At 65.3% G+C, this 21,760-nt stretch carries 21 protein-coding genes and 1 pseudogene; 5 read left to right on the top strand and 17 right to left on the bottom strand.

What is annotated here, in order from left to right; genetic code table 11:
• Positions 1 to 5 precede the first annotated feature (5 nt).
• The 5 genes from CH290_RS29325 to CH290_RS29345 all read right to left on the bottom strand — a co-directional run bounded on the left by CH290_RS29325 (position 6) and on the right by CH290_RS29345 (position 5,249).
• Positions 6 to 1,784, bottom strand: a complete 1,779-nt coding sequence (locus CH290_RS29325; RefSeq protein WP_033188057.1) for a long-chain-acyl-CoA synthetase — start codon at positions 1,782 to 1,784, stop codon at positions 6 to 8.
• Positions 1,785 to 1,883: 99 nt separating this feature from the next.
• The gene (gene log / locus CH290_RS29330) at positions 1,884 to 2,429 is read right to left on the bottom strand and encodes a cytokinin riboside 5'-monophosphate phosphoribohydrolase (RefSeq protein WP_019665396.1); all 546 of its coding nucleotides are present in this window, start codon (positions 2,427 to 2,429) and stop codon (positions 1,884 to 1,886) included.
• Entirely contained in the window at positions 2,426 to 3,169 is a 744-nt protein-coding gene (locus CH290_RS29335) for an LOG family protein (RefSeq protein WP_033188056.1), read from the bottom strand. The genes log and CH290_RS29335 overlap by 4 nt, the downstream gene beginning before the upstream one ends.
• 24 nt (positions 3,170 to 3,193) lie before the next feature.
• Entirely contained in the window at positions 3,194 to 4,285 is a 1,092-nt protein-coding gene (gene dapE / locus CH290_RS29340; RefSeq protein ID WP_033188055.1) for a succinyl-diaminopimelate desuccinylase, read from the bottom strand.
• 16 nt (positions 4,286 to 4,301) lie between these two features.
• Positions 4,302 to 5,249, bottom strand: a complete 948-nt coding sequence (locus CH290_RS29345) for an SMP-30/gluconolactonase/LRE family protein (RefSeq protein WP_033188054.1) — start codon at positions 5,247 to 5,249, stop codon at positions 4,302 to 4,304.
• Between the two features lie 110 nt (positions 5,250 to 5,359).
• Between CH290_RS29345 and dapD the strand changes: the two genes are divergently transcribed.
• The 3 genes from dapD to CH290_RS29360 all read left to right on the top strand — a co-directional run bounded on the left by dapD (position 5,360) and on the right by CH290_RS29360 (position 8,509).
• Positions 5,360 to 6,313 carry a 2,3,4,5-tetrahydropyridine-2,6-dicarboxylate N-succinyltransferase gene (gene dapD / locus CH290_RS29350; RefSeq protein WP_019665400.1) on the top strand — a complete coding sequence of 318 codons (954 nt, stop codon included), beginning with the start codon at positions 5,360 to 5,362 and terminating at the stop codon, positions 6,311 to 6,313.
• A 100-nt stretch (positions 6,314 to 6,413) separates the two neighbouring features.
• Entirely contained in the window at positions 6,414 to 7,124 is a 711-nt protein-coding gene (locus CH290_RS29355) for a MinD/ParA family ATP-binding protein (RefSeq protein ID WP_033188053.1), read from the top strand.
• The gene (locus CH290_RS29360; protein ID WP_033188052.1) at positions 7,103 to 8,509 is read left to right on the top strand and encodes a cytochrome P450; all 1,407 of its coding nucleotides are present in this window, start codon (positions 7,103 to 7,105) and stop codon (positions 8,507 to 8,509) included. Before CH290_RS29355 ends, CH290_RS29360 begins: the two co-directional genes overlap by 22 nt.
• Here CH290_RS29360 and CH290_RS29365 read toward each other — a convergent pair.
• The 5 genes and pseudogenes from CH290_RS29365 to CH290_RS29385 all read right to left on the bottom strand — a co-directional run bounded on the left by CH290_RS29365 (position 8,506) and on the right by CH290_RS29385 (position 12,356).
• Positions 8,506 to 8,940, bottom strand: a complete 435-nt coding sequence (locus CH290_RS29365) for a 6,7-dimethyl-8-ribityllumazine synthase (RefSeq protein ID WP_026347840.1) — start codon at positions 8,938 to 8,940, stop codon at positions 8,506 to 8,508. The genes CH290_RS29360 and CH290_RS29365 overlap by 4 nt on opposite strands.
• A 2-nt stretch (positions 8,941 to 8,942) precedes the next feature.
• Complete coding sequence (locus CH290_RS29370; protein WP_019665404.1) at positions 8,943 to 9,398, bottom strand: CoA-binding protein; 456 nt, start codon at positions 9,396 to 9,398, stop codon at positions 8,943 to 8,945.
• Positions 9,395 to 10,692: pseudogene (locus CH290_RS29375) on the bottom strand (O-acetylhomoserine aminocarboxypropyltransferase/cysteine synthase family protein). Before CH290_RS29375 ends, CH290_RS29370 begins: the two are co-directional and overlap by 4 nt.
• A gap of 3 nt (positions 10,693 to 10,695) precedes the next feature.
• Positions 10,696 to 11,208: an OsmC family protein gene (locus CH290_RS29380; protein ID WP_019665406.1), complete on the bottom strand. Its 513-nt coding sequence runs from the start codon at positions 11,206 to 11,208 to the stop codon at positions 10,696 to 10,698.
• 137 nt (positions 11,209 to 11,345) lie between these two features.
• The gene (locus CH290_RS29385; RefSeq protein WP_033188051.1) at positions 11,346 to 12,356 is read right to left on the bottom strand and encodes a DNA polymerase III subunit beta family protein; all 1,011 of its coding nucleotides are present in this window, start codon (positions 12,354 to 12,356) and stop codon (positions 11,346 to 11,348) included.
• An 87-nt stretch (positions 12,357 to 12,443) separates the two neighbouring features.
• Here CH290_RS29385 and CH290_RS29390 point away from each other — a divergent pair, with 87 nt between their 5' ends.
• On the top strand, positions 12,444 to 13,043 hold the full coding sequence (locus CH290_RS29390; RefSeq protein ID WP_033188050.1) for a CHAP domain-containing protein: 600 nt from the start codon (positions 12,444 to 12,446) through the stop codon (positions 13,041 to 13,043).
• Here CH290_RS29390 and CH290_RS29395 read toward each other — a convergent pair.
• Positions 13,040 to 14,455, bottom strand: a complete 1,416-nt coding sequence (locus CH290_RS29395) for an acyl-CoA synthetase (RefSeq protein WP_033188049.1) — start codon at positions 14,453 to 14,455, stop codon at positions 13,040 to 13,042. The two genes, CH290_RS29390 and CH290_RS29395, sit on opposite strands and share 4 nt — an antisense overlap.
• 2 nt (positions 14,456 to 14,457) lie before the next feature.
• Here CH290_RS29395 and CH290_RS29400 point away from each other — a divergent pair, with 2 nt between their 5' ends.
• Positions 14,458 to 14,862, top strand: a complete 405-nt coding sequence (locus CH290_RS29400) for a hypothetical protein (protein WP_033188048.1) — start codon at positions 14,458 to 14,460, stop codon at positions 14,860 to 14,862.
• Here CH290_RS29400 and CH290_RS29405 read toward each other — a convergent pair.
• From CH290_RS29405 to CH290_RS29430, 6 genes are all read right to left on the bottom strand, one after another.
• Positions 14,834 to 15,223 carry a MerR family transcriptional regulator gene (locus tag CH290_RS29405; protein ID WP_019665412.1) on the bottom strand — a complete coding sequence of 130 codons (390 nt, stop codon included), beginning with the start codon at positions 15,221 to 15,223 and terminating at the stop codon, positions 14,834 to 14,836. The genes CH290_RS29400 and CH290_RS29405 overlap by 29 nt on opposite strands.
• 3 nt (positions 15,224 to 15,226) lie before the next feature.
• Entirely contained in the window at positions 15,227 to 16,699 is a 1,473-nt protein-coding gene (locus CH290_RS29410) for a SulP family inorganic anion transporter (protein WP_019665413.1), read from the bottom strand.
• Between the two features lie 40 nt (positions 16,700 to 16,739).
• Entirely contained in the window at positions 16,740 to 17,843 is a 1,104-nt protein-coding gene (dapC, locus tag CH290_RS29415; protein ID WP_033188047.1) for a succinyldiaminopimelate transaminase, read from the bottom strand.
• Between the two features lie 2 nt (positions 17,844 to 17,845).
• Entirely contained in the window at positions 17,846 to 18,169 is a 324-nt protein-coding gene (gene fdxA, locus CH290_RS29420; RefSeq protein WP_019665415.1) for a ferredoxin, read from the bottom strand.
• Positions 18,170 to 18,280: 111 nt separating this feature from the next.
• Positions 18,281 to 19,030 carry a hypothetical protein gene (locus CH290_RS29425; RefSeq protein WP_020112609.1) on the bottom strand — a complete coding sequence of 250 codons (750 nt, stop codon included), beginning with the start codon at positions 19,028 to 19,030 and terminating at the stop codon, positions 18,281 to 18,283.
• 1 nt (position 19,031) lies between these two features.
• Positions 19,032 to 21,611 carry a bifunctional FO biosynthesis protein CofGH gene (locus tag CH290_RS29430; RefSeq protein WP_051104911.1) on the bottom strand — a complete coding sequence of 860 codons (2,580 nt, stop codon included), beginning with the start codon at positions 21,609 to 21,611 and terminating at the stop codon, positions 19,032 to 19,034.
• Positions 21,612 to 21,760: the final 149 nt, after the last annotated feature.

Raw genomic sequence — 21,760 nt, forward strand, 5'->3', positions numbered from 1 at the left:
GGGCATTATTTGCTGCTGGGCGCCTTACCTGCCGCGACCTCGTCGACGTAACCGTCGTACGCCTTGTCGTAACCGCCGGACTTGCCGCGCAGCACGTAGAGCTCGCTCTCGCCGTCCTCCTCGTAGCCGAGCTTGCGGAGGGCGACCTTCTGGCTCTTGAACGTGGACGTCTGTTCGAGGCTGTCGACGACGCGCACGAACAACGGCACGGCGTACGTCGGAAGCTTGTCGTACAGATGCGCTGCGACGGCTTTGCCGTCGAACGACTCACCGTCGCGCAACGTCACCGCAGCCATGCCTGCCTTGCCGTCGGCACCGTCGATGTCGACGCCGTAGACGACGGCACCGTCGATGGCGGAATGGCCGCCGAGGGCACCTTCCACCTGCGTGGTCGCGACGTTCTCACCCTTCCAGCGGAACGTGTCGCCGAGGCGGTCGACGAAAGCGACGTGCAGGAAACCCTGCTTACGCACGAGGTCGCCGGTGTCGAACCATGCGTCGCCGTCTTTGAACCCGTCGCGGACGAGCTTCTTCTCGGTGGCCTCGTCGTCGGAGTAGCCGTCGAACGGGGCGCGATCGGTGACCTTGGAGAGCAGCAGACCGACCTCACCGGTCCCGACCTTCCGCAGCTTGCCGTTCTGACCGCGCTTGGCCTTGCCGGACTCCTCGTCGTACTCGACCACCGCGTACGGCAGCGGGCAGATGCCCGCGGTCTTCTTCATGTTCAGCGCGTTGATGAAGGCGATGTTGCACTCGCTGGCGCCGTAGAACTCGGCGACGCGTTGGATGCCGAACCGTTCGGTGAACTCCTCCCAGATCTCCGGGCGAAGGCCGTTGCCGACGACGAGCTTGACCGTGTTGTCCCGGTCGGTCGCCTTCTTCGGCTGGGTGAGCAGGTACCGGCACAGCTCACCGATGTAGGTGAACGCCGTGGCCTTGTTGACCTTGATGTGTTCCCAGAAATTGCTGACCGAGAACTGCTTGCCGATCGCCATCGTCGCACCACCGGCGAGCACCGAGGACAGCGTCACCGTCAGAGCATTGTTGTGATAGAGCGGCAGGCAGCAGTAGATGACGTCGTCGCTACGCAGACGCACACCCATGTTGCCCAGACCCGACATCGACTTGAGCCACCGGAAATGGCTCATCAGGCTCGCCTTCGGCATTCCCGTCGTGCCCGAGGTGAAGATGTAGAACGCCTTCTCCTTCGCCAGGATCTCCGCGGTGACCGACGGATTCTTCGGCGACGCCTTCTGCGACAGCTCGTCCAGTTCCTTCAGCGGCAGCACCGAACCGGCCTGCGGAGCGGCCTCGAGCGAATCGAGTGCCTCTTGCGTGTTCTCGTCGAACACCAGGACCTTCGCATCGAGAATTCCCAGGCTGTGCTCGAGCACGTCACCACGCTGGTTGTAGTTCAGCATTCCAGCCGTCGCACCGAGCTTGACCGCAGCCAACGCCGCGAACAGAGCCTCCGGGCGGTTCTTGCTCAACACCCCGACGACATCCCCGCGCGTCACACCCCGGTCCGCGAAGACAGCAGCGTACCGATTGACAATCGCATTGGCGTCCGCGTACGACGTGGACTCCCCTTCGAACCGTACGAACGGCCTGTCACCGTTCTTCGCCGCAGCATCCTGGAACACGAGGCCGATCGACGCCTTGTGATGGGGTTTGCGGGTGAACCCGGCGACACCCCGAAGCAGGCTGGGCACCTCCGTCACCATTTTCGGCAACGCGACGGCGACGTCGGTCACCTTGATCTTCTGACGGGCATCGACAGCCATGAACTCCCCTTAGTCCGATGTGACCTTGCTAACCTTACTCCAGAGTAACGTCCGATTTCGAGGTCACTCCGCAGGCTCCGCTCCCGGCCGTTTTCGAGGTCACTCCGCAGGCTCCGCGCATGCATCCAGTGCACCCCGGACGGTGTCGGTTCTGACCAGCGCGTCCAGGGCCCGCTGTTGCACGAATCCCGTCGAGGACAGGCTGTCGATCCACTGCAGGAGTCCGTCGTAGTGACCGACCGGGTCCAGCAGAACGATCGGTTTGGCGTGCATTCCCAGGTAACCCGCTGTCCAGGTCTCGAACAGTTCCTCGAGCGTCCCGATGCCTCCCGGCAACGTGATGAACGCGTCGGCGCGGTCCTCCATGATCTTCTTTCGCTCGCGCATGGTGTCGGTGACGATCAGTTCGTCGGCGTCGACGTCGGCGACTTCACGGTGGACGAGCGCCTTCGGGATCACGCCGACGGTGTTCGCGCCTGCCGCGCGAGCTGCCTCCGCGACGGCGCCCATCATCGACACGTTGCCGCCGCCGGACACCAGCCCCCATCCTCGGCGTCCGATCTCCGTTCCCAGCTCGCGCGCCAAGTCGATGAACGACCGATCGACGGGCCCCGACGCGCAGTACACGCAGACGTTCCAACTCATGACTGCTCCCCCGTTGTGCTTTGGATGATCCGCACGGCTTCCTCGACGCTGTCCGTGCAGTGGATGAGTTCCAGGTCGGACGGCGAGACCTTGCCTTCGGCGACGAGGGTGTTCTTGATCCACTCGATCAGACCGGACCAGAAGTCGGTGCCCAGCAGGATGATCGGGAACCTGGTGACTTTCCGGGTCTGAACGAGGGTGAGTGCCTCGAACAGTTCGTCGAGGGTGCCGAATCCGCCGGGTAGGCACACGAATGCCTGGGAGTACTTGACGAACATCGTCTTTCGGACGAAGAAGTAACGGAAGTTGACGCCGAGATCGACCCAGTCGTTGAGTCCCTGCTCGAACGGCAGCTCGATTCCGAGGCCGATGGAGAAGCCGTCGGCGTCGGATGCGCCGCGGTTGGCTCCTTCCATGACGCCGGGCCCGCCACCGGTGATGACGGCGAATCCGGCCTCGGCGAGGCTTTGTCCGAGCTGCCGGCTGCGCTCGTACTCAGGGTGATCCTGCGGGGTGCGGGCGGAGCCGAATACCGTGACGGCCCTTGGCACCTCGGCGAGCGCACCGAACCCTTCGACGAATTCACTCTGGATGCGGAGCACCCGCCACGTGTCGGTGTGGATCCAGTTGCCGGGGCCGCGTTGATCCAGCAGACGCTGATCCGACGTGGACGTCTCGGAGTTGCGTCCGCGCCGCAACACCACCGAACCCTTGTGCCTAGCTGCCTTGTCGTCGTCCATGCGGACAGGCTATCCGGCGGCCCTTCACGACTTCGAGAGATAGGCACGAAGGACTGCTGCGACGTCGGTGATCTGTGCTGTCGGCACCCGCTCGTCACGCTTGTGCGCCAGATTCGGGTCGCCCGGCCCGTAGTTCACGGCGGGGATTCCGAGAGCGGAGAACCTGGAGACGTCGGTCCACCCGTACTTGGCGCGGAACTGGCCACCTGCGGCCTCGATCAGCGCAGCCGCGGCAGGAGCTCCGAGGCCGGGCAGTGCACCGGGCGAGGAGTCGGCGACCTCGACGCCGACATCGAGCCCGGCGAACACGTCGCGAACATGACCGACGGCCTGCTCGACGCTGCGGTCGGGGGCGAATCGGAAGTTGACGTCGAGCTCGGCGGCGTCGGGGACGACGTTTCCCGCGACGCCTCCGGAGATGCACACCGCTTGCAGTCCTTCGCGGTAGACACAGCCGTCGATGTCGACCTGCCGAGCTTCGTACGCCGTCAGCCGGTCCAGCACTGCACCGAGTTTGTGAACGGCGTTGTCTCCCAGCCATGATCGGGCACTGTGCGCACGGGTGCCACTCGCCGTCAGGCGCACCCGCAGAGTGCCCTGGCAGCCGGCTTCGATGAACCCTCCCGACGGCTCGCCCAGAACGGCGACGTCCGCCTGCAACCACTCCGGCAGTTCACGTTCGATGCGGCCGAGCCCGTTCTTGGACGCCGCGATTTCCTCGCAGTCGTAGAAGACCAAGGTCAGGTCGTGGGCAGCGTCGACGGTGGCCGCCAGGTGCAGAAAGACTGCGTCCCCGGATTTCATGTCGACCGTGCCGCAACCGTGGATCACGTCGCCGTCGGCGTGGTCGCGTTCACGACGGCTCGGCACGTTGTCCGCGATCGGAACGGTGTCGAGGTGTCCGGCGAGCATCACGCGAGTGGGCAGGCCACGGTGTGTCCGCGCGAGTACAGCGTTGCCGTTCCTGACGATCTCGAACCCGGTTGTCTGCTCGCGCAGTGCGGCTTCGACGGCGTCGGCGATCACCGACTCGTCCTCGGAGACGCTGGGGATGTCGACGAGTGCGGCTGTCAGGTCGATCGGGTCGGCGTGCAAGTCCAGGCGGGGAACACTCATCGGACGATTTTAAGCTCTAGCCGAGGTCGCGGCCGCCGGGGATCTCGTACACCGACCCGTCGAAGCCCGCCCGGAACAGCCGTCCGCTGGAGAAGCCCTGCTCGCCCCGTCCGTAGATCACGACGCTCGAGGTGGGGATTCCGCTGCCGAGGACGCAGTACTTCCCGGGCGCATCGATTCGGACGATCTGGCCTCGGGTGTTCAGCGGCACGACCGGACGGCCGGCGGAATCGAGGGTGAGCCCGTCCGGTGCGCTGAGCGAGTCGAGTCCGTTCAGGTCGAGAATGCTCTCCGGTGCGGACGGGTTCGCGATGGGAATTCTGCTGACGCCCGAGTTCACGAACGTTCGGGACACGTACAGGTACCGACCAGCCTCGTCCAGCACCGCGCCGTTGGCACTGGGTAGCCGCGCCCACGCGGGGTTCACCGTCCCGTCCGACGCGACCTGGCCGACCAGGCTACCGAAATCGTTTGTCGCGTACACAGTTCCGTCGTCGGCCACGGCAAGACCGTTGGCCGCACTGAGGCCGGTGGCGAACGTGCTGGTCTCGAGCGTGTCGATATTCAACCGCACGATCCCGGCTGCCTTGACGATGTCGCCGACGATGACGGTCGGGTTGGCTCCGTAGCCGACGAGCAGGGTGCCGTCGGGCATCCAGGCGAGCGCGCCACCGCCGCCGGGGACACGCGCGATCTCGTAGGCGGGCAGCCCAGGTGCGTCGATCCGGAAGACGCCTCCGGTGATGATGTCCGTCGTGTAGAGCCTGCCCGACGAGTCGACGGCGAGTCCTTCGAGCGCCGCGCCGCCGACCGAACCGACCCGGACCGGTGCCGCAGCGGCCGCGCAGTCCGGTGCCGCGGACGCGGCCGGTGTCCCGACGAGCACCGCGCCGGTGGCGGCGACCGCCGCCACGGTCACTGCTGTCACTGCTGTCCGAATTCGTTTCGCTACGCGCACGTTCATCCCCCACACGTCGATGGCTCCCCGCTACCCACGTTCATGTCTACACCCCGGCGGTGACATCCATCGGCCGTGTCCACACCCTGCGGACCCACACCGTATTCTCGATACCTGTGAGCGCACAGGGAGCATCTGCAATCGGTCTTGCCAACATCACCACCGGCGGAGTCGTACTCGACACCTGGTACCCGAGCCCTGAGCTCGGTGACTACACCGATTCCGGCACCACCCGACTCGACGGTGCGGACATCCCCGCCGAGCTCGCGGCACTCGTCGGCCCGGACGAGGCTCGCGGCGTCGACGTCGTGGCCGTGCGCACCACCATTGCGTCCGTCGACGATGCACCTGTCGACGCGCACGACGTCTACCTTCGCCTTCACCTGCTCTCTCACCGGCTCGTACAGCCGCACGGTGTCAACCTCGACGGCCAGTTCGGATTCCTCGCCAACGTCGTGTGGACCAACTTCGGCCCGGCTGCGGTGGAGGGCTTCGAGACCGTTCGCGCTCGCCTTCGTGCCCGCGGCCAGGTCACCGTGTACTCGATCGACAAGTTTCCCCGCCTCGTCGACTACGTCGCCCCCTCCGGCGTGCGGATCGCCGACGCCGACCGTGTGCGCCTCGGTGCACACCTGGCCAGCGGTACCACCGTCATGCACGAGGGCTTTGTGAACTTCAACGCCGGGACGCTCGGCAACTCGATGGTCGAGGGTCGTATCTCGGCCGGAGTCGTCGTCGGCGACGGCTCCGACGTCGGCGGCGGCGCGTCCATCATGGGCACGTTGTCCGGCGGCGGAAAGAACGTCATCTCGGTGGGTAAGAGCTGCCTGCTCGGCGCCAACTCCGGTCTGGGTATCTCGCTGGGTGACGACTGCGTGGTGGAGGCCGGTCTCTACATCACCGCGGGCACCAAGGTGTCCGGTCCCGACGGCACCGTGGTCAAGGCTGCGACGCTCAGCGGAAAGAGCAATCTGCTCTTCCGTCGGAACTCCGTGTCCGGTGCGGTGGAGGTCGTTCCGTGGAAGGGCACCGGCGTCGAGTTGAACGCCGCTCTGCACGCGAACGACTGATTCGCCGGTTGTATACTTACCCCCGCGCTTCCGCTTGGGAGCTTCCCGCGGCTTGACGCTCGGCCCGGACGTTGCACCGAACCTGTCGAGAAGGCGCTCCATGAGTGTGACGTTGGTACTCGGGGCGTGCGGCGGGGCCGGGACCACGACGACGTCGGTCGGTCTTGCCAATGCTCTTTCGCTGCACGGGAAGTCCGTGGTGGTCGTCGATGCGACCGTCGGCGGCGGTGATCTCGTCGAACGCGCCGCCGACAATACTGTCACCGCAGCGACCGTCGAATCGGGGTATGTCGGCGTCGACTTGTCGACCACCAGTACCGGGGCTCAGGTCCTGGGACGGGCGTGGCCGGACTCGATCGACCCCGACTTCGGCCGTCTCGATTGGCATCTGACCTGCACGACCGACGCGGCGATCTACGATTTCGGGCACGGAAGTGTGGAACGCGACAGCGCGAGCCCACTGCGGAGCGGGCCGTCGGCAGCTGTGGTGCTCGTGGTCCCTGCGAGGCCCGATGCGGTTCGACGCTCGAGGGCTGCGCTCCACACGATCGGGTTGGCTGCCGGTGAGAAAGCACTGCGCCGCACCACTGTTGTGGTCGCGCACTGCACTCCAGGACCGAACACCTCGGCGGTCGACGACGTGCGGCGCGACCTCGACCGAGTCTTCGACGTTCTCGAAGTGCCCTACGATCCGCACCTCTCGTCCGGATCCACTGTCACCGCAGCTGATCTGTCGCCTTCCACGACACAGGCCTACGACCGCATTCTCACATCGAACATCCGCTCGGTATGGGGCACACTGTCGGCGTGACAATTCCCAAACCTCGATTCCGCCTCCCGATAGTGGGTGACATCCTCAGCATCGATGCGGCAAAACCGACCCAGCGTGAACTGAAGATGGCGTCGGAATTGGGACCGATATTCGAACGGAAGATCCTGTCGCACCGCCTTGTCGTGGTCAGCGGTGCTGATCTGGTAGCCGAGCTGAACGACGAGACACGGTTCGCCAAGTTTCTCGCACTCCCGCATCGCAAGCTGCGCGCACTGGGTGGCGACGGCTTGTTCACCGCGTTCAACTCCGAGCCCAACTGGGGTGCGGCACATCGACTTCTGATGCCAGGATTCAGCCGGGATGCAATGCAACGTCATCACCACGTCATGCAGGACGTGGCGAACGAGCTCACCTCGCACTGGCGGACACGCTCCGATCAGTCGATCGACGTGACGGCGGATCTGAACAAGCTGACACTGGAGAACATGGCCCGCGCCGGGTTCGGCTACAGCTTCGACTCGTTCCGACGAGACGACGACGCATTCGTCTCCGCGATAGTCCGCGTGCTCGGTCACGTGAACCGGACGTCGAACGATCTGCCGTTCATGCGGTTGTTCGACAGGAAAGCTCGGGTCCGGAACGAGCGCGACATCGAGTACGTGCACGGCGTGGTCGACGACGTCATTCGGAAAAGGATGCTGGACACAGAGACTCGTCACGACGACCTGCTCGACCTCATGCTGCACACCCCCGATCCCGAGACCGGGGAACTGCTCGACAAGGTGAACATTCGCCACCAGGTTCTGACGTTCCTCGTCGCGGGAAACGAAACCACCGCGGGTACCTTGGCGTTCGCGTTGTACTTCCTCGCGACACATCCCCATGTCGCCGCCCGAGTCCGCCAAGAGGCGGACCACGCATCCGACGTGGTGAGCTACGCGGACGTCTCCAAGTTGCGCTACACCCGCAGCGTCGTCGACGAGACGCTACGTCTCTGGCCGTCGGCTCCCGGTTACTTCCGCAAGGCGCGTCAGGACACGTCGTTGGCGGACGGCAGATATCCGATGAAGGCCGGTGAGTGGGCATTCGTCCTGACACTCGGGTTGCACCGCGACCCGATCTGGGGCCCGGATTCTCACGTCTTCGATCCTGATCGTTTCTCATCGGCCCGCTCGAAATCTCGCCCGGCCCAGGCGTACAAGCCGTTCGGAACCGGAATGCGCGGCTGCATCGGGCGTCAGTTCGCGCTACACGAATCGGTGCTGACGCTCGCGCACTTGGTGCGGTCCTTCGACTTCGACCTCGAAGACGGCTACGAACTGGACATCCAGGAATCGTTGACGCTGAAGCCGCAGAACATGCGCATGAGGGTTCGGCAGCGCTCGATCACCCCGAGCGCCGGCGATGCCAGGTGCGCGCTCTAGCCGATCGAGTTCAGCGATACCAGGGTTCGTGTGACTGCCCGTGCCGCCTCGACGCCTTTCTTCTCGAGGTGGTCGGCGAAGAAGTCGGTGTGATCGGCGTGTTCGTGGAAGTGGTGCGGAGTCAGCACCACCGAGAAGACGGGAACGTCGGTGTCCAGTTGGACCCGCATGAGGCCGTCGATGACGGCGGTTTCCACGAATTCGTGTCGGTAGATTCCGCCGTCGACCACCAGTGCTGCGGCGACGATGGCCGCGTAGCGGCCGGTCCGTGCGAGCCGCTGGGCGTGCAGCGGAATTTCGAACGCGCCCGGTACCTCGAAAATCTCGACCTCGGCACCGAATTCGGCGACGAAACCCTCGCGCGCTCGATCGACGAGTTCCTTGTGCCAGGTGGCTTGCACGAATGCGACGGTTCGGGGCTGCTCGGTCATGGTCATAATGCTAGACGCCTCCGTGAGTCGATGACGCCGGTATCGAAACCGGCAAGGTGAAGTCCGCCGTGGAACCGTGCATGCTCGATCTTCAGGCACTTGTCCATCACCACGGACAGTCCTGCGCGTTCGGCGTCGCGCGCGACCTCGTCGTGTACGAGTCCGAGTTGCAGCCAGATCGTTTTCGCTTGGACGGCAATTGTTTCCGCCAACACGGCCGGCAGGTCGTCGTGTTTGCGAAAGACGTCGACGAGGTCCGGTCTCACCGGAAGGTCGGCAAGTGTGGGATACACCGGCGTGCCCTCGATCTCGGTGATCGTGGGGTTGACGAGGTAGATGTCGTACGCGCTCGTCGACGACAGATACTTGTTCACGAAATAGCTTGCACGCGATGGATTTTTCGATGCGCCGACGATCGCGACCGATGTGGTCTGCTGCAGGATCTGCCTGATGGTCATGACCGCTCCCGTCCCGTTGCCGCCGTGAGTGCCTGGTCGAGGTCCCACTCGATGTCGTCGATGTCCTCGAGCCCGACGCTGATGCGGACGGCCTCGGGCCGGACACCGGCCTCGTGTAGTTGATCGTCGGTCAGTTGGCGGTGTGTCGTACTGGCCGGGTGAATGACGAGTGTGCGCACATCGCCGATGTTCGCTACGTGGCTCGCGATTCGGACGTTCTCGACGAATGCTCGGCCGGCGTCCCTGCCGCCGTCGACCCCGAAGGTGAACACTGCACCAGGTCCCGACGGAAGGTATTTCGGGCACGCTCGTGGTGGGGATGGCTCGGCAGACCCGAGAACGCGACGTAGTCCACTCGCGGATCGGCGTCGAGCCAGGCTGCCACGTCGCGGGCGTTCTGCACGTGTGCCTCCATCCGCTGCGGCAGGGTCTCCACGCCCTGTATCAGGGTGAACGCCGACTGCGCGGCCAAGGACCCACCGATGTCGCGGAGTTGTTCACTGCGAAGTTTCGTCAGGAAGCCGTACTCGCCGAAGTTCCCCCACCAGGACAGGCCTCCGTACGACGCGACGGGTTCGGTCATCTGCGGGAATCGCCCCGAGCCCCAGTCGAATCTGCCGGATTCGACGACCACTCCTCCGAGCGTCGACCCGTGACCGCCGAGAAATTTCGTCGCCGAGTGGACGACGATGTCGGCGCCGAACTCGATCGGCCGGCACAACACCGGCGTTGCCATGGTGGCGTCCACGACGAGCGGGATTCCGTGCTCGTGGGCGACGACGGCGAGGCCTTGCAGATCGGCAATGTCACCCGACGGGTTGCCGATGACCTCCACGTAGATCAGCTTCGTCCGGTCGGTCACCGCTGCTGCGTAGTCCGCCGGGTCGGTACCCGGAACGAACGTGGTGTCCACACCGAACCGTCGCAGCGTGACGTCGAGTTGTGTGATGGTGCCGCCGTACAACCCGGCTGCCGCGACGATGTGGTCACCGGTGCCGGCGAGCGCGGCGAACACTGCGAACTCCGCAGCCAGGCCGCTGGCGAATGCGACCGCCCCGATGCCGCCTTCGAGGCTGGCGATGCGCTCCTCGAAGGCGGCGACGGTGGGATTGGCGATCCGGCTGTAGACGTTTCCGTACTTCTGCAGAGCGAAGAGGTCGCCGGCGTCCGCCGAGTCCTCGAACACGTAGCTCGCGGTCGAGTAGATCGGTACCGCCCGCGCGCCGGTCTCGGAATCGGGTCTGGCACCTGCATGTATCGCGCGCGTTCGGAGACCGAACGACCTCTCGCTCATCCGTCAGGCCGTTTCGAGGGTCGTGTGCACCGGCGTCCGGTTGCGTGTGAGATCGAGGACCGGGCAGTGCGCGTCCACCGCTTCCTGCAGTTCCTCGTAGCGCTCACGCGATTCCGGCCCGGTGACCTTGACGATCACTCGGACCTCGCCGAACCCGGCCCGAACCGAGTCGTCGAAGCCGAAGAAGCCCCGAACGTCGAGGTCACCCTCGGCACGCGCGGTGATGTCGTCGACCGCGATACCGAGCTTGTCCGCCCAGACCCGGTAGGTCACGACCTGGCAGGACAGCAGAGACGCCAGGTAGTACTCGACGGGGTTGGCCGCGGTGTTCTCGCCGCCGAGGGCGGGCGGTTCGTCCACCTCGACACTGAACTTGCCGAGCGTGACCGTGCTGGCGACGGCATCGTGCGCGGCTGCGGATGCACGGAAGACGACGAGGGCGTTGTGTGGATCGGCGTCGACTGCGTTCTTGGTTGCGCTGGTGACGGATCCGAGGTGCGACAGAGCTGTGGACATGACTGTCCCCTTCGTGAGGTGTGTTGGGTGCTGACCTGATTGGTTGGATCAGGACGCGCAACAACGCGAAGAGCAGACCAGTCCGAAATCGACGGTGCGACGCCTCACCAGCACATCGGCTGTCACGTGGGTCGCGGTCACGAACGCGACAGTAGCAGCTTCCGGTCGACGGGCATCGCGAGAGTGGTGAGGTCGCCGCTGTCCGCGGAGCGAATCACCACCGGGTACTCCGGACCCGACACGTCGATCATGACGTCGGGGCCGAGCGCTGCCACGACGGCCGGATACAGGTTGGTCACGGCGAACGCCATGTCCACGTCGGGTCCGGACACGGTTGCATCCATGTCGGACGTGGTGAAATCGATGTACTCGTTCTCGGTGTCGAGCATGGACAGCAACGTCGACTTGGCGACGACCATCCGGGTGGTGACGTCCGGCAGCGCGCCGAGCATTGCGCGGTAGTCCGGAAACTCGGCCGCAAGGATGCGGGCACGGTCGTCGCCCGGCCGGAAGGTCACCGCCGAGGGGGTGCGATCCACCTGCACTCGATGGTGCTGCCTGATGGATTGGACCGCGGACCGCAGATCGTCCCCGTCGACCACTGCGGTCCATTCGGGCTCGGTTGCAACCGCTTTCGCCACCAGCGACCGGGACACCAACCTGAATCGATCGGTCGCGGTCATGGCCAGCGTGTCGTCCCGCCATTCCAGGTACACCCCGGCGAGAACGGGATGCTCGGGGTGATGCGACGTCGCGGTGAGGGTCTGATCGAGTGCGGCGGCGAGGACCGGGCCGTTGACAGTGAACATTGGCTTCCTGCTTTCGGTGTCGAGTGTTGCGTGCACGGCGGTGGCGGAACGAGCCGCCAGCCGCGCCTGATCGGTCAGGGTGCTCACGTGCCGATCGATCGGTGAGGCGTCGCCGGCGAGGACCGACTCGATCATGTCCAACGGCATGTCGATCTGCCGCAGGCTCCGGATCACCTCGGCCTGCTCGAGCTGCCCCGGCGCGTAGTAGCGGTAGCCGGTGGTCTCGTCGATCCTGGCGGGCTCCAGGAGAGACGAGTCCGCGTAGAAGCGCAGGGCACCGGGGGTCAACCCTGTTGCGCGGGCGAATGCGCCGATTGTCATCAATTCCGATGTGGTCACGAGCCCATCCTGGGGTCTCCGGTCGGTCGAAGGTCAAGCGTGGTTCTTCACCGTCGGCTCGAACGGACCTGCCGGTACATTCGAAGGATGAGCATCGAGGTCCCCACCGCCCCGCAACGCGGTCGCCGACGCGTCGGCCGCTGGTTCGTGGCGTTCGTCGCGGTCGTCGTGGTGGTGGCGGGCGCCGTGCTGTGGTTGGCCCCGAGCCGGTACCTGCCGTGGGACACGACGCCGTTTCCCGACGTCGACACGTCCGCACTAACTCCCGAGCAGGCGGCCGTCGTCGACCTCACTCGGGCGGAGCACGAACGGCAACGCCCCGGCACCTTCTACTCCGAGGGCGTCGAGGAGGCCTGGTGCGCGAACTTCGTCAGCTGGATCATGCGTGAAGCGGGCCGCCCGCTGAGCAACCCGCATTCCGGCAGTTGGCGCATCCCCGGGGTGTACACGTTGACCGAGTACTACCAGCAGCAGGGCACGTTCGAGCCCAAGGGTTACGTCCCCTCCGTCGGCGACGTCGTGCTGTACGACAACAGCAGCTGGGTCGGCCAGCACACCAACATCGTCGTGGCGGTCGACGGAGACACCGCAACGACGGTGGGAGGCAACGAACTCGGAAAGATCCGCGTGCACTCCGTCGACGTTCTGTCCGATTCCGCGATAGTCGGTTTCGGCCGACTTTCCTAGCTGAGCTGCTTCTTCTGCACTTTCCCCATCGCATTCCGCGGTAGCGAATCCACGACACGAATTTCCCTGGGCCGCTTGTGGTTCGACAATTCGGACGCCACCAGGTCGATCAACACCGTCGGCTCCACACCCGTCCCGACGACGAATGCAACGATTTTCTGCCCCAGGTCTTCGTCCGGAAGCCCCACCACGGCCACCTCGTCGACCGTCGCGTGACCGAGCAGTACCGTCTCGATCTCCCCTGCCCCGACGCGATAACCGCCGGACTTGATCAGATCCGTCGACGCGCGGCCGACGATTCGGTGAAAGCCGTCGGGCTCGATCACCGCGACATCCCCGGTGTCGAACCAGCCGTCGGCAGTGAAGGACTCGGCCGTTGCCTCGGGGTTGTTCAGGTAGCCGTCGAACACCATCGGTCCGCGGACTTGGAGCGCACCGATGGAGTCACCGTCGTGCGGCAGCACCGCGCCGTCCTCGCCCACCAACCGGGTATCGACGCCGGCAACGGGAAGACCCACCGATCCCGGCCTGCGTTCTCCGTCGGCACGCGTCGACAGTGTGATCAGCGTTTCGCTCATGCCGTACCGCTCGACCGGTGCCTGACCGGTTAACTCGCGCAGTTTCTCGAACACGGGTACCGGCAACGGCGCGCTCCCCGATACCAGCAGACGAGCACCGGACAGTGCGCGAGCGGAGTCGGCGTCCGCGGCGACCCTCGACCAGACAGTCGGAACTCCGAAGTAGAGCGAGCCACCCGCGGCGGCGTACAGCTCCGGCGTCGGCTTGCCGGTGTGGATCACGGGGCTTCCCACCCGGAGCGGTCCCAGCAGACCGAGAATCAGTCCGTGTACGTGGAACAGCGGAAGACCGTGCACCAGTGTGTCTTTCCACGTCCATTGCCAGGCCTCGGCGAGGGCGTCGATTCCCGCCGCGATGGCCTCACGCGAGAGGAGCACGCCTTTCGGTGGGCCGGTGGTGCCCGAGGTGTAGAGAACGAACGCCGTCGACGACGGATGCGGGTCCGGGTAGCTGTGCCACGACCGAGCGTGTTGACGCACGGGCAGCACCTGTAACCCGGCGGTGTCGTCGGGAGCGGCTCCGAGCCACGCCTGGGCACCGGAGTCTCGAAGAATGTGAGCCCGTTCCGCCGGCCCCGCGTCCGGGGGCACGGGAACGATCGTCACGCCTGCGATCAGACACCCGACCACTGCCAGCACCGTCTTCACCGACGGCGTCGCCAGCACGGCAAGCCGGTCCGCCTGGGCGACACGCTCCGCCACCGACGTCGCCGCCCCGAGAATGTCTCCTCGTGACAGCGAGACTCCGTCGATGGTGACGGCGTCGGGAATATCGTCTCCGCGCGCAACGGCGAGTGGGTTCAGTGAACGAAGCAGCACATGGTTACCGTACATACATGGACGCCGATGGAATCGACTCCGGCGACTACGCCGAGTATTTGACGGTCCCGGCCGGCAGCTTGCAACCCGGGGTGTACCTCATCGGCACCGACGCCGAACAGGACGTCGATACCGACGAGGAGTCGGACGAACTGGCGGACGACACCGCCGACGACGACGATCTCGACTTCGACCATGTCACCGACAGTGCGCCGCGGCTTGTGTATTCGGTGCAGTCCGACGATTTCTGGACACGCGTCGAACTTGCCGACCTTCGGGCCGGGCAACTCTACGAGGAGCAGTTCGCCCGCAACCCGTCCACGAACACCGAACCGAAGAGGTTCACGACGGTCGAGGCGTTCGGCAGCACCGAGCTGGTGTACATCCTGCGTATCAGGCGCGGCGGCTGGGATGTCGGTTAGCGGCCAGAACTGCGGTCAACTCCTCGGCGTACGCCAGCTTCTTCCGCAGGTTCGCGCACGCTGCCTCGGCCCTGGCATGGCATTCGTCGACGAAAGCGCCTGCCTCCTGGGCGTCGTCGCCGCCCGACTCGATGGTGTCCAGCGAGGCCAGTAGTCTGCTCATCTCGTCGAGCGTGAATTCGAGTGGTTTCATGCGCCGGATCACCAGCAGTCGCTCGACGTCCGTGTCGGTGTACAACCTGAACCCGCCGGCACTGCGCTCCGACGGCGGCACCAAGCCCACCTCGTCGTAGTGGCGGAGCGTTCTGATGGACAAGCCGGTACGTTCGGCGACTTCACCGATCTGCATGTGCGCAGCCATGATTCAGCCTTCTCCGCCGAGGCGTCCGGTCAGTCGATCATGCCTTTCCTTGCTTGCCCCGGCCAGTCCGACGATGGAGACGTGCGTGCCGTACTTGGCGTATTTCGTCGTCACGGCATCGAGGGTAGCAACGGTCGACGCATCCCAGATGTGCGCGTCGGACAGGTCGATGACGACGTTGGCCGGGTCTGTCGCGTAGTCGAACTGGTGGATCAGGTCGTTGCTCGACGCGAAGAACAGTTCGCCGCGTACGCCGTAGACCCGAGTGTCGTCGTCGGGATGCGCGATCTCGACGACCTCCGTGACGTGCGCGACGCGACGTGCGAACAGGATCATCGCGACGACGACACCGACGATGACGCCGTAGGCCAGATTGTCGGTGGCGACCGTGACCGCCACCGTCGCCACCATCACGGCGGTTTCGCTGAGCGGCATGCGGCGCAGGGTTTTCGGCGCGATCGAGTGCCAGTCGAACGTCGCGAAGCAGACCATGATCATGACGGCTCCGAGAACGGCCATCGGTATGCGCGCGACGACGTCGCCGAAGACCACCACGAGGACGAGCAGGAACGCTCCCGCGAGGAACGTCGAAATCCTCGTCCGGGCTCCGGAGATCTTCACGTTGATCATCGTCTGGCCGATCAATGCGCACCCGCCCATGCCTCCGAACGCGCCGGTCACGATGTTCGCGACACCGAGCCCGGCGCCTTCCCTCGTCTTGTTCGACGGTGTGTCGGTCACGTCGTCGACGAGTTTCGCGGTCAACAGGGATTCGAGCAGTCCCACGAGCGCCATGGCGAAAGCGAAGGGCGCGATGATCTTCAGCGTCTCGAGGTTCATCGGAAGGTCCGGGAAGAACAGCGACGGCAGCGACGACGGCAACTCCCCTTCGTCGCCGACGTTCGGGACCTGAACTCCGAACACGATGGTGACGACGGTCAGAGCTGCGACGGCAACCAGCGGCGCCGGAATCGCGGTGGTGAGTCGGGGCAGAACCACCATGATGACGATCGCGGCCGCGGCGATCGGGAACACCAGCCACGACACGTCGACGAAGTATCGGATCTGGGCGATGAAGATCAGGATCGCCAGCGCGTTGACGAATCCGACCATGACGCTGCGGGGAATGAACCTCATCAGCTTCACTGCCCCGAACGCGGTGAGGACGATCTGCATCAGTCCACCGAGCAAGACCGTCGCGACCAGATAGTCGAGACCGTACTTCGGGACGATCGGGGCGATGACCAGTGCGACGGAACCCGTCGCGGCGGAGATCATTGCGGTTCTGCCGCCGACGATCGCGATGGTGACGGCCATCGTGAAGGCGGAGAACAGACCGACTCGCGGATCGACACCGGCGATGATCGAGAACGAAATCGCCTCGGGAATCAACGCCAAGGCAACGACGAGTCCGGCGAGGATCTCGGTTTTGAGGATCTTGGGTGAACGCAGCGCGCTCAGTACGTCGGTCGGCACGTAGCGCTACTCTACCCTCACGTGAGGGTAGAGTTCGACGTCAGGAGAGCAACCGCTCCGCTGCCGCGTGGATTCTCTCGTCGGTGGCCGTCAGCGCAATGCGCACATGCTGGGTCCCGCCCGGGCCGTAGAACTCCCCCGGCGCAGCAAGGATGCCCCGTTCGGCGAGCCAGTCGACCGTGTCACGGCAGTACTCGCCGCGCGACGCCCACAGGTACAGACCTGCCTCGGAGTGGTCGACGGTGAATCCGGCCTTCTCGACGGCAGACTTCAGTTCGGTACGGCGTGCACGGTATCGCTCACGCTGCTCGTTCTCGTGCGCGTCGTCGTTCAAGGCCGCGGTCATGGCCGCCTGCACCGGAAGAGGCACCATCATGCCTGCGTGCTTACGCACTTCGAGCAGATCCTTCACCAGCACCGGGTCACCGGTCACGAACCCGGCACGGTAGCTGGCCAGGTTCGACGTCTTGGACAGCGAATGCACCGCCAGCAAGTTGGTGTGGTCTCCGTCGGACACACGCGGGTCGAGGACGGACACGGCGTCCGCCTCCCACGTCAGACCGAGGTAGCACTCGTCGGACACGACGACGGCACCCCGCTCCCGCGCCCACGCGACCACCTTCCGCAGGTGATCGACCGGCAGCACTTTGCCGGTGGGGTTGGACGGCGAGTTCACGAAGACCAGGGACGCGTTCTCGGGCCCGAGACGGTTGAGCCCGTCGGCCCGGGTGACGCGCGCGCCGGCGAGCAGAGCGCCGACCTCGTACGTCGGGTAGGCGAGTTCCGGGATCACCACGAGATCGTCGGCGCCGAGGCCGAGCAGCTTCGGCAACCAGGCGATCATTTCCTTGGTACCGATGGCCGGGAGCACCGCGGACGGGTCGATACCGGTGACTCCGTAGCGGCGAGCCAACGACTCGGCTGCTGCGCTCCGCAGCGCATCCGTTCCCAGGGTCGTCGGGTAGCCGGGCTGGTCCGAGACCGAGTTCAGAGCGTCACGGATGATCGGAGCGACGGGGTCGACCGGAGTGCCCACCGACAGATTGACGATGCCGTCCGGGTGCGCCGACGCCTTGTCCTTGGCCGCGGTCAGCGAATCCCACGGAAAATCCGGGAGTCCAGCGGCAACGGAGATGCGCGCCAACGTCAGTTCTCGGCCATGGGGGGAAGTGCCTTGACGAACGGCGAGTCGTGGTCGACTCGGCCGAGCTTGGCCGCGCCGCCGGGCGAACCGAGTTCGTCGAAGAAGTCGACGTTGGCGCTGATGTAGCCGTTCCACTGATCCGGAACGTCGTCCTCGTAGAAGATGGCTTCGACCGGGCAGACCGGCTCACAGGCACCGCAGTCGACGCACTCGTCGGGGTGGATGTACAGCATTCGGTTGCCCTCGTAGATGCAGTCCACCGGGCATTCTTCGATGCATGCCTTGTCCATCACATCCACGCACGGTTCCGCAATCGTGTAGGGCACTGCTGCTCTCCCTCCCTTTCCGCAAAGTCGGCGCCACGATCCGATCGAACCTGGCGCCCTGAAGATCCTAGTATCGCGCCGGAGAATTCCGACAACCAGCGCAGGGTGTCCTCACTTACGCACAGTCACTTTCGAGCCTACGTGGCTCGCGTCGTTCCGGTGCGCACGGATCCACTGCCTCCCCTGTTCCGCAGCCCGGGACAGGGCACCACGTTCTCCCAGGTATCCGGCGACGCCCCCGACGACCGGGATGGCGGAGAGCACCCGGAGCACACCCCGGCTACGTGGGCGTTTCGCCAGCTCGCCCGACACATCGCGCAGCACGTTCGCCACGTCCCACATTCCGCGCAACAACGCGAAAGGACCGCGACCTCTCGGTGTGGCAGGACGCTCGGGTTCGGGGGCGGAGAGATCGATCTCACGTTCGCACAGCACCGACGCGAGCATCCGGACGTGATCCGCTCGGTCGGTGACGCCGCTCTCGCGCGCCACCGCGACCAGGACCATCGCCTGGTTGGCGAAACCGAGCAGGTCCTGCAGCGGAAGCCGGTTGACGAGAACGCCGAACACTCCGGGGAACGCGACCGCGACGGTGTTCAACGCGCCGATGCGCGCCACCCACCACTGCGATCGCGCGTCCTCGTCGAGAGCCTCCCACCCCTTGGTCCCCGGAAAGTCGGTCGCATCGAGCGCCGACGCCAGTGTGTCCAGAACCTTGTCGAGCGCCGTGTCGGTGTCCGTCGATGTCCTGAACGTTCTGCCTTTGAGTCCCACCGGGTCCCGTTGGGCCAGCAGGTCGAGTACGGGGTCGATGATGGCGACGGCGCGCCCCAGAGCCGCCGCTACGGTGCGATCCTCCATGTCAGACCAGCTCCACGGCAGGGACACGGTCGACGAGTTCGTAGGTCGTCGTGCGCTCGCGTGCCTGGCGCCCGATGCCGTTAGCGATCTCGTGCAACTCGGCGACGGTCTTCTCCGACCCGTTCTGGCTGCCCGCCATCCGCGAGATGGTCTCCTCCATCAGCGTTCCGCCGAGGTCGTTCGCTCCGCCGTTCAGCATCACCTGAGTTCCCGTGATACCGAGCTTGACCCAGGACGTCTGGATGGAGTCGATCCGTCCGTGCAGCATGATGCGCGCCAACGCATGAACAGCGCGGTTGTCCCGATTTGTCGGGCCGGGACGCGACGCACCCGCCAAGTACAACGGCGAGGACTGGTGCACGAACGGCAGCGGCACGAATTCCGTGAATCCCCCGGTCTTGTCTTGAATCTTCTTGAGCACGTTCATGTGTCCGACCCAGTGCGACGGGTTGTCCACGTGCCCGTACATCATCGTCGAGCTCGAGCGCAGTCCCACTTCGTGGGCGGTGGTGACGACCTCGATCCACTCGGCTGCAGGCAACTTGCCCTTGGTCAACACCCAGCGGACCTCGTCGTCGAGAATCTCGGCGGCGGTGCCGGGGATGGTGTCCAGGCCTGCCGCCCGGAGTTCCGTCAGCCACTCACGGATCGATTGACCGCCGCGCGAGGCCCCGTTGACGATTTCCATCGGAGAGAACGCGTGCACATGCATCGACGGCACCCGCTCCTTCACCGCACGCACCAGATCCGCGTAGCCGGTGACCGGCAACTCCGGATCGATGCCGCCCTGCATGCACACCTCGCTCGCCCCCGCGACGTGCGCCTCCCATGCACGATCGGCGACTTCGGACGTCGACAGCGTGAAGGCGTCGGCGTCGCCCTTACGTTGCGCGAACGCGCAGAATCGGCAACCGGTGTAGCAGATGTTGGTGAAGTTGATGTTCCGGTTGACGACGTAGGTGACGGTGTCTCCGTTGACCTGCTTGCGCAGATCGTCGGCCAACGCCGCAACGGCATCCATGCCAGGGCCCTCGGCCGTCGCCAACGCGAGATACTGCTCGTCCGACAGCCCTGCCGGGTCTTTCTCCGCCGCATTCAACGCCGACACCAGGTCTCGGTCGACCCGCTCGAGGCCCGCCAGGTCACGAACCTGCTCACGGATCGACTCCCAGTCACCGAACGCGTTCGCGAGATCGCTTCGAGTGTCGGTGTTTCGGCCTTCGGTGTCGATCTCGGTGTTCAGGTCGACGCGTCCCGACGATTCCCACTCCTCGTCCGGCTCCTGCCACGGCTGCCCTTCCGGGATGACGCCTTCGCGCGCCATCCCGGTCTCGGGGTCGGCCAGCGCCTTGACGTGCGCGGAGATCCTCGGATCGATCCAGGGCGCGCCGGCGAGGATGTACTGCGGCTGCGCCGCGGTCCGCTCGACGAGGGTGTATCCCGCGGCCTGGCTCAGCTCGGCGAGGGTGTCCAGATTCGGCCACGGCCGCTCGGGATTGACGTGGTCCGGCGTCAACGGTGACACACCGCCCCAGTCGTCGACGCCCGCGCCCAGCAACGCAGCCGTCTCCGCTGCCTCGACGAGGTTGGGCGGAGCCTGAATTCGCATGGCCGGCCCCAGCAGGATCCGGGTCACCGCGATGGTCGCGAGGAACTCTTCCATGCCGGCATTCGGCGCCTGGCGCATCGCGGTGTCCGGCTTGGCGAGGAAGTTCTGCACGATGATTTCCTGCACATGCCCGAACGCCTTGTGCACCTTACGGATTGCCATGATCGACTCCGCGCGGTCACGGATGGTCTCGCCGATACCCACGAGGATTCCCGTGGTGAACGGAATGTTCAACCGGCCCGCGTCGGTCAGCGTGCGCAAGCGCACCTCGGGATCCTTGTCAGGGCTGCCGTAATGCGCCTGCCCCTTCTCCTCGAACAACCGACGGGACGTGGTCTCGAGCATCATGCCCATCGACGGCGCGACAGGCTTGAGACGCGAGAGTTCCTGCCACGACATCACACCCGGATTCAGGTGCGGCAGAAGACCGGTCTCCTCGAGCACCTTGATCGCCATGGCACGCACGTAATCCAACGTCGAGTCGTAGCCACGCGAATCGAGCCATTCCTTCGCCTCCGGCCACCGCTCCTCGGGACGATCACCGAGCGTGAACAACGCCTCCTTGCAGCCCAATGCCGCACCCTGCCGAGCGACCTCGACGATCTCGTCGGGATCCATGAACAGCCCGTGGCCTTCTGCCTTCAGCTTTCCCGGGACCGTCACGAACGTGCAGTAATGGCACTTGTCCCGGCACAACCGCGTGATCGGCACGAACACCTTGCGCGAATAACTGACGGTGGCTTCCCGCCCGGCCGCAAGAAGACCGGCGTCGCGAACCCGAGACGCCGACGCCATCAGGTCCACCAAGTCGTCACCGCGAGCATGCAGCAGCACAGTGGCTTCGTCGACGTTCAGGCTGACACCGTCACGCGCGCGCCGGAGCACCCGACGCATAGCGGACGGTGCAGGAGCTTTCTCGGCTGCGGAAGCTTTCTCTGTTGCGGACGGCACGGAAACGGGATCGGGCAACATGGTCACCAGTCGATCATGCTCCTCCGACACACGGACGTGCCACCGGGACCGCTTCGCGGGTGAATCGTCACGACAACGACCGGATCACCCTGCAGGGGTTTCCCGCTGCAAACGTGCTCGGCGCAACATCCCTCGTCACCGCACTCCCC

The organism is Rhodococcus sp. 06-156-4, assembly GCF_002259345.1.
Taxonomy (GTDB): Bacteria; Actinomycetota; Actinomycetes; order Mycobacteriales; family Mycobacteriaceae; genus Rhodococcoides; species Rhodococcoides fascians_E.

Coding starts and splice junctions, on each gene's coding strand:
- CH290_RS29325 (WP_033188057.1), bottom strand. CDS start 1,784: ATGGCTGTCGATGCCCGTCAGAAGATCAAGGTGACCGACGTCGCCGTC.
- log (WP_019665396.1), bottom strand. CDS start 2,429: ATGAGTTGGAACGTCTGCGTGTACTGCGCGTCGGGGCCCGTCGATCGG.
- CH290_RS29335 (WP_033188056.1), bottom strand. CDS start 3,169: ATGGACGACGACAAGGCAGCTAGGCACAAGGGTTCGGTGGTGTTGCGG.
- dapE (WP_033188055.1), bottom strand. CDS start 4,285: ATGAGTGTTCCCCGCCTGGACTTGCACGCCGACCCGATCGACCTGACA.
- CH290_RS29345 (WP_033188054.1), bottom strand. CDS start 5,249: ATGAACGTGCGCGTAGCGAAACGAATTCGGACAGCAGTGACAGCAGTG.
- CH290_RS29355 (WP_033188053.1), top strand. CDS start 6,414: ATGAGTGTGACGTTGGTACTCGGGGCGTGCGGCGGGGCCGGGACCACG.
- CH290_RS29360 (WP_033188052.1), top strand. CDS start 7,103: ATGGGGCACACTGTCGGCGTGACAATTCCCAAACCTCGATTCCGCCTC.
- CH290_RS29365 (WP_026347840.1), bottom strand. CDS start 8,940: ATGACCGAGCAGCCCCGAACCGTCGCATTCGTGCAAGCCACCTGGCAC.
- CH290_RS29370 (WP_019665404.1), bottom strand. CDS start 9,398: ATGACCATCAGGCAGATCCTGCAGCAGACCACATCGGTCGCGATCGTC.
- CH290_RS29380 (WP_019665406.1), bottom strand. CDS start 11,208: ATGTCCACAGCTCTGTCGCACCTCGGATCCGTCACCAGCGCAACCAAG.
- CH290_RS29390 (WP_033188050.1), top strand. CDS start 12,444: ATGAGCATCGAGGTCCCCACCGCCCCGCAACGCGGTCGCCGACGCGTC.
- CH290_RS29395 (WP_033188049.1), bottom strand. CDS start 14,455: ATGTACGGTAACCATGTGCTGCTTCGTTCACTGAACCCACTCGCCGTT.
- CH290_RS29400 (WP_033188048.1), top strand. CDS start 14,458: ATGGACGCCGATGGAATCGACTCCGGCGACTACGCCGAGTATTTGACG.
- CH290_RS29405 (WP_019665412.1), bottom strand. CDS start 15,223: ATGGCTGCGCACATGCAGATCGGTGAAGTCGCCGAACGTACCGGCTTG.
- CH290_RS29425 (WP_020112609.1), bottom strand. CDS start 19,030: ATGGAGGATCGCACCGTAGCGGCGGCTCTGGGGCGCGCCGTCGCCATC.
- CH290_RS29430 (WP_051104911.1), bottom strand. CDS start 21,611: ATGTTGCCCGATCCCGTTTCCGTGCCGTCCGCAACAGAGAAAGCTTCC.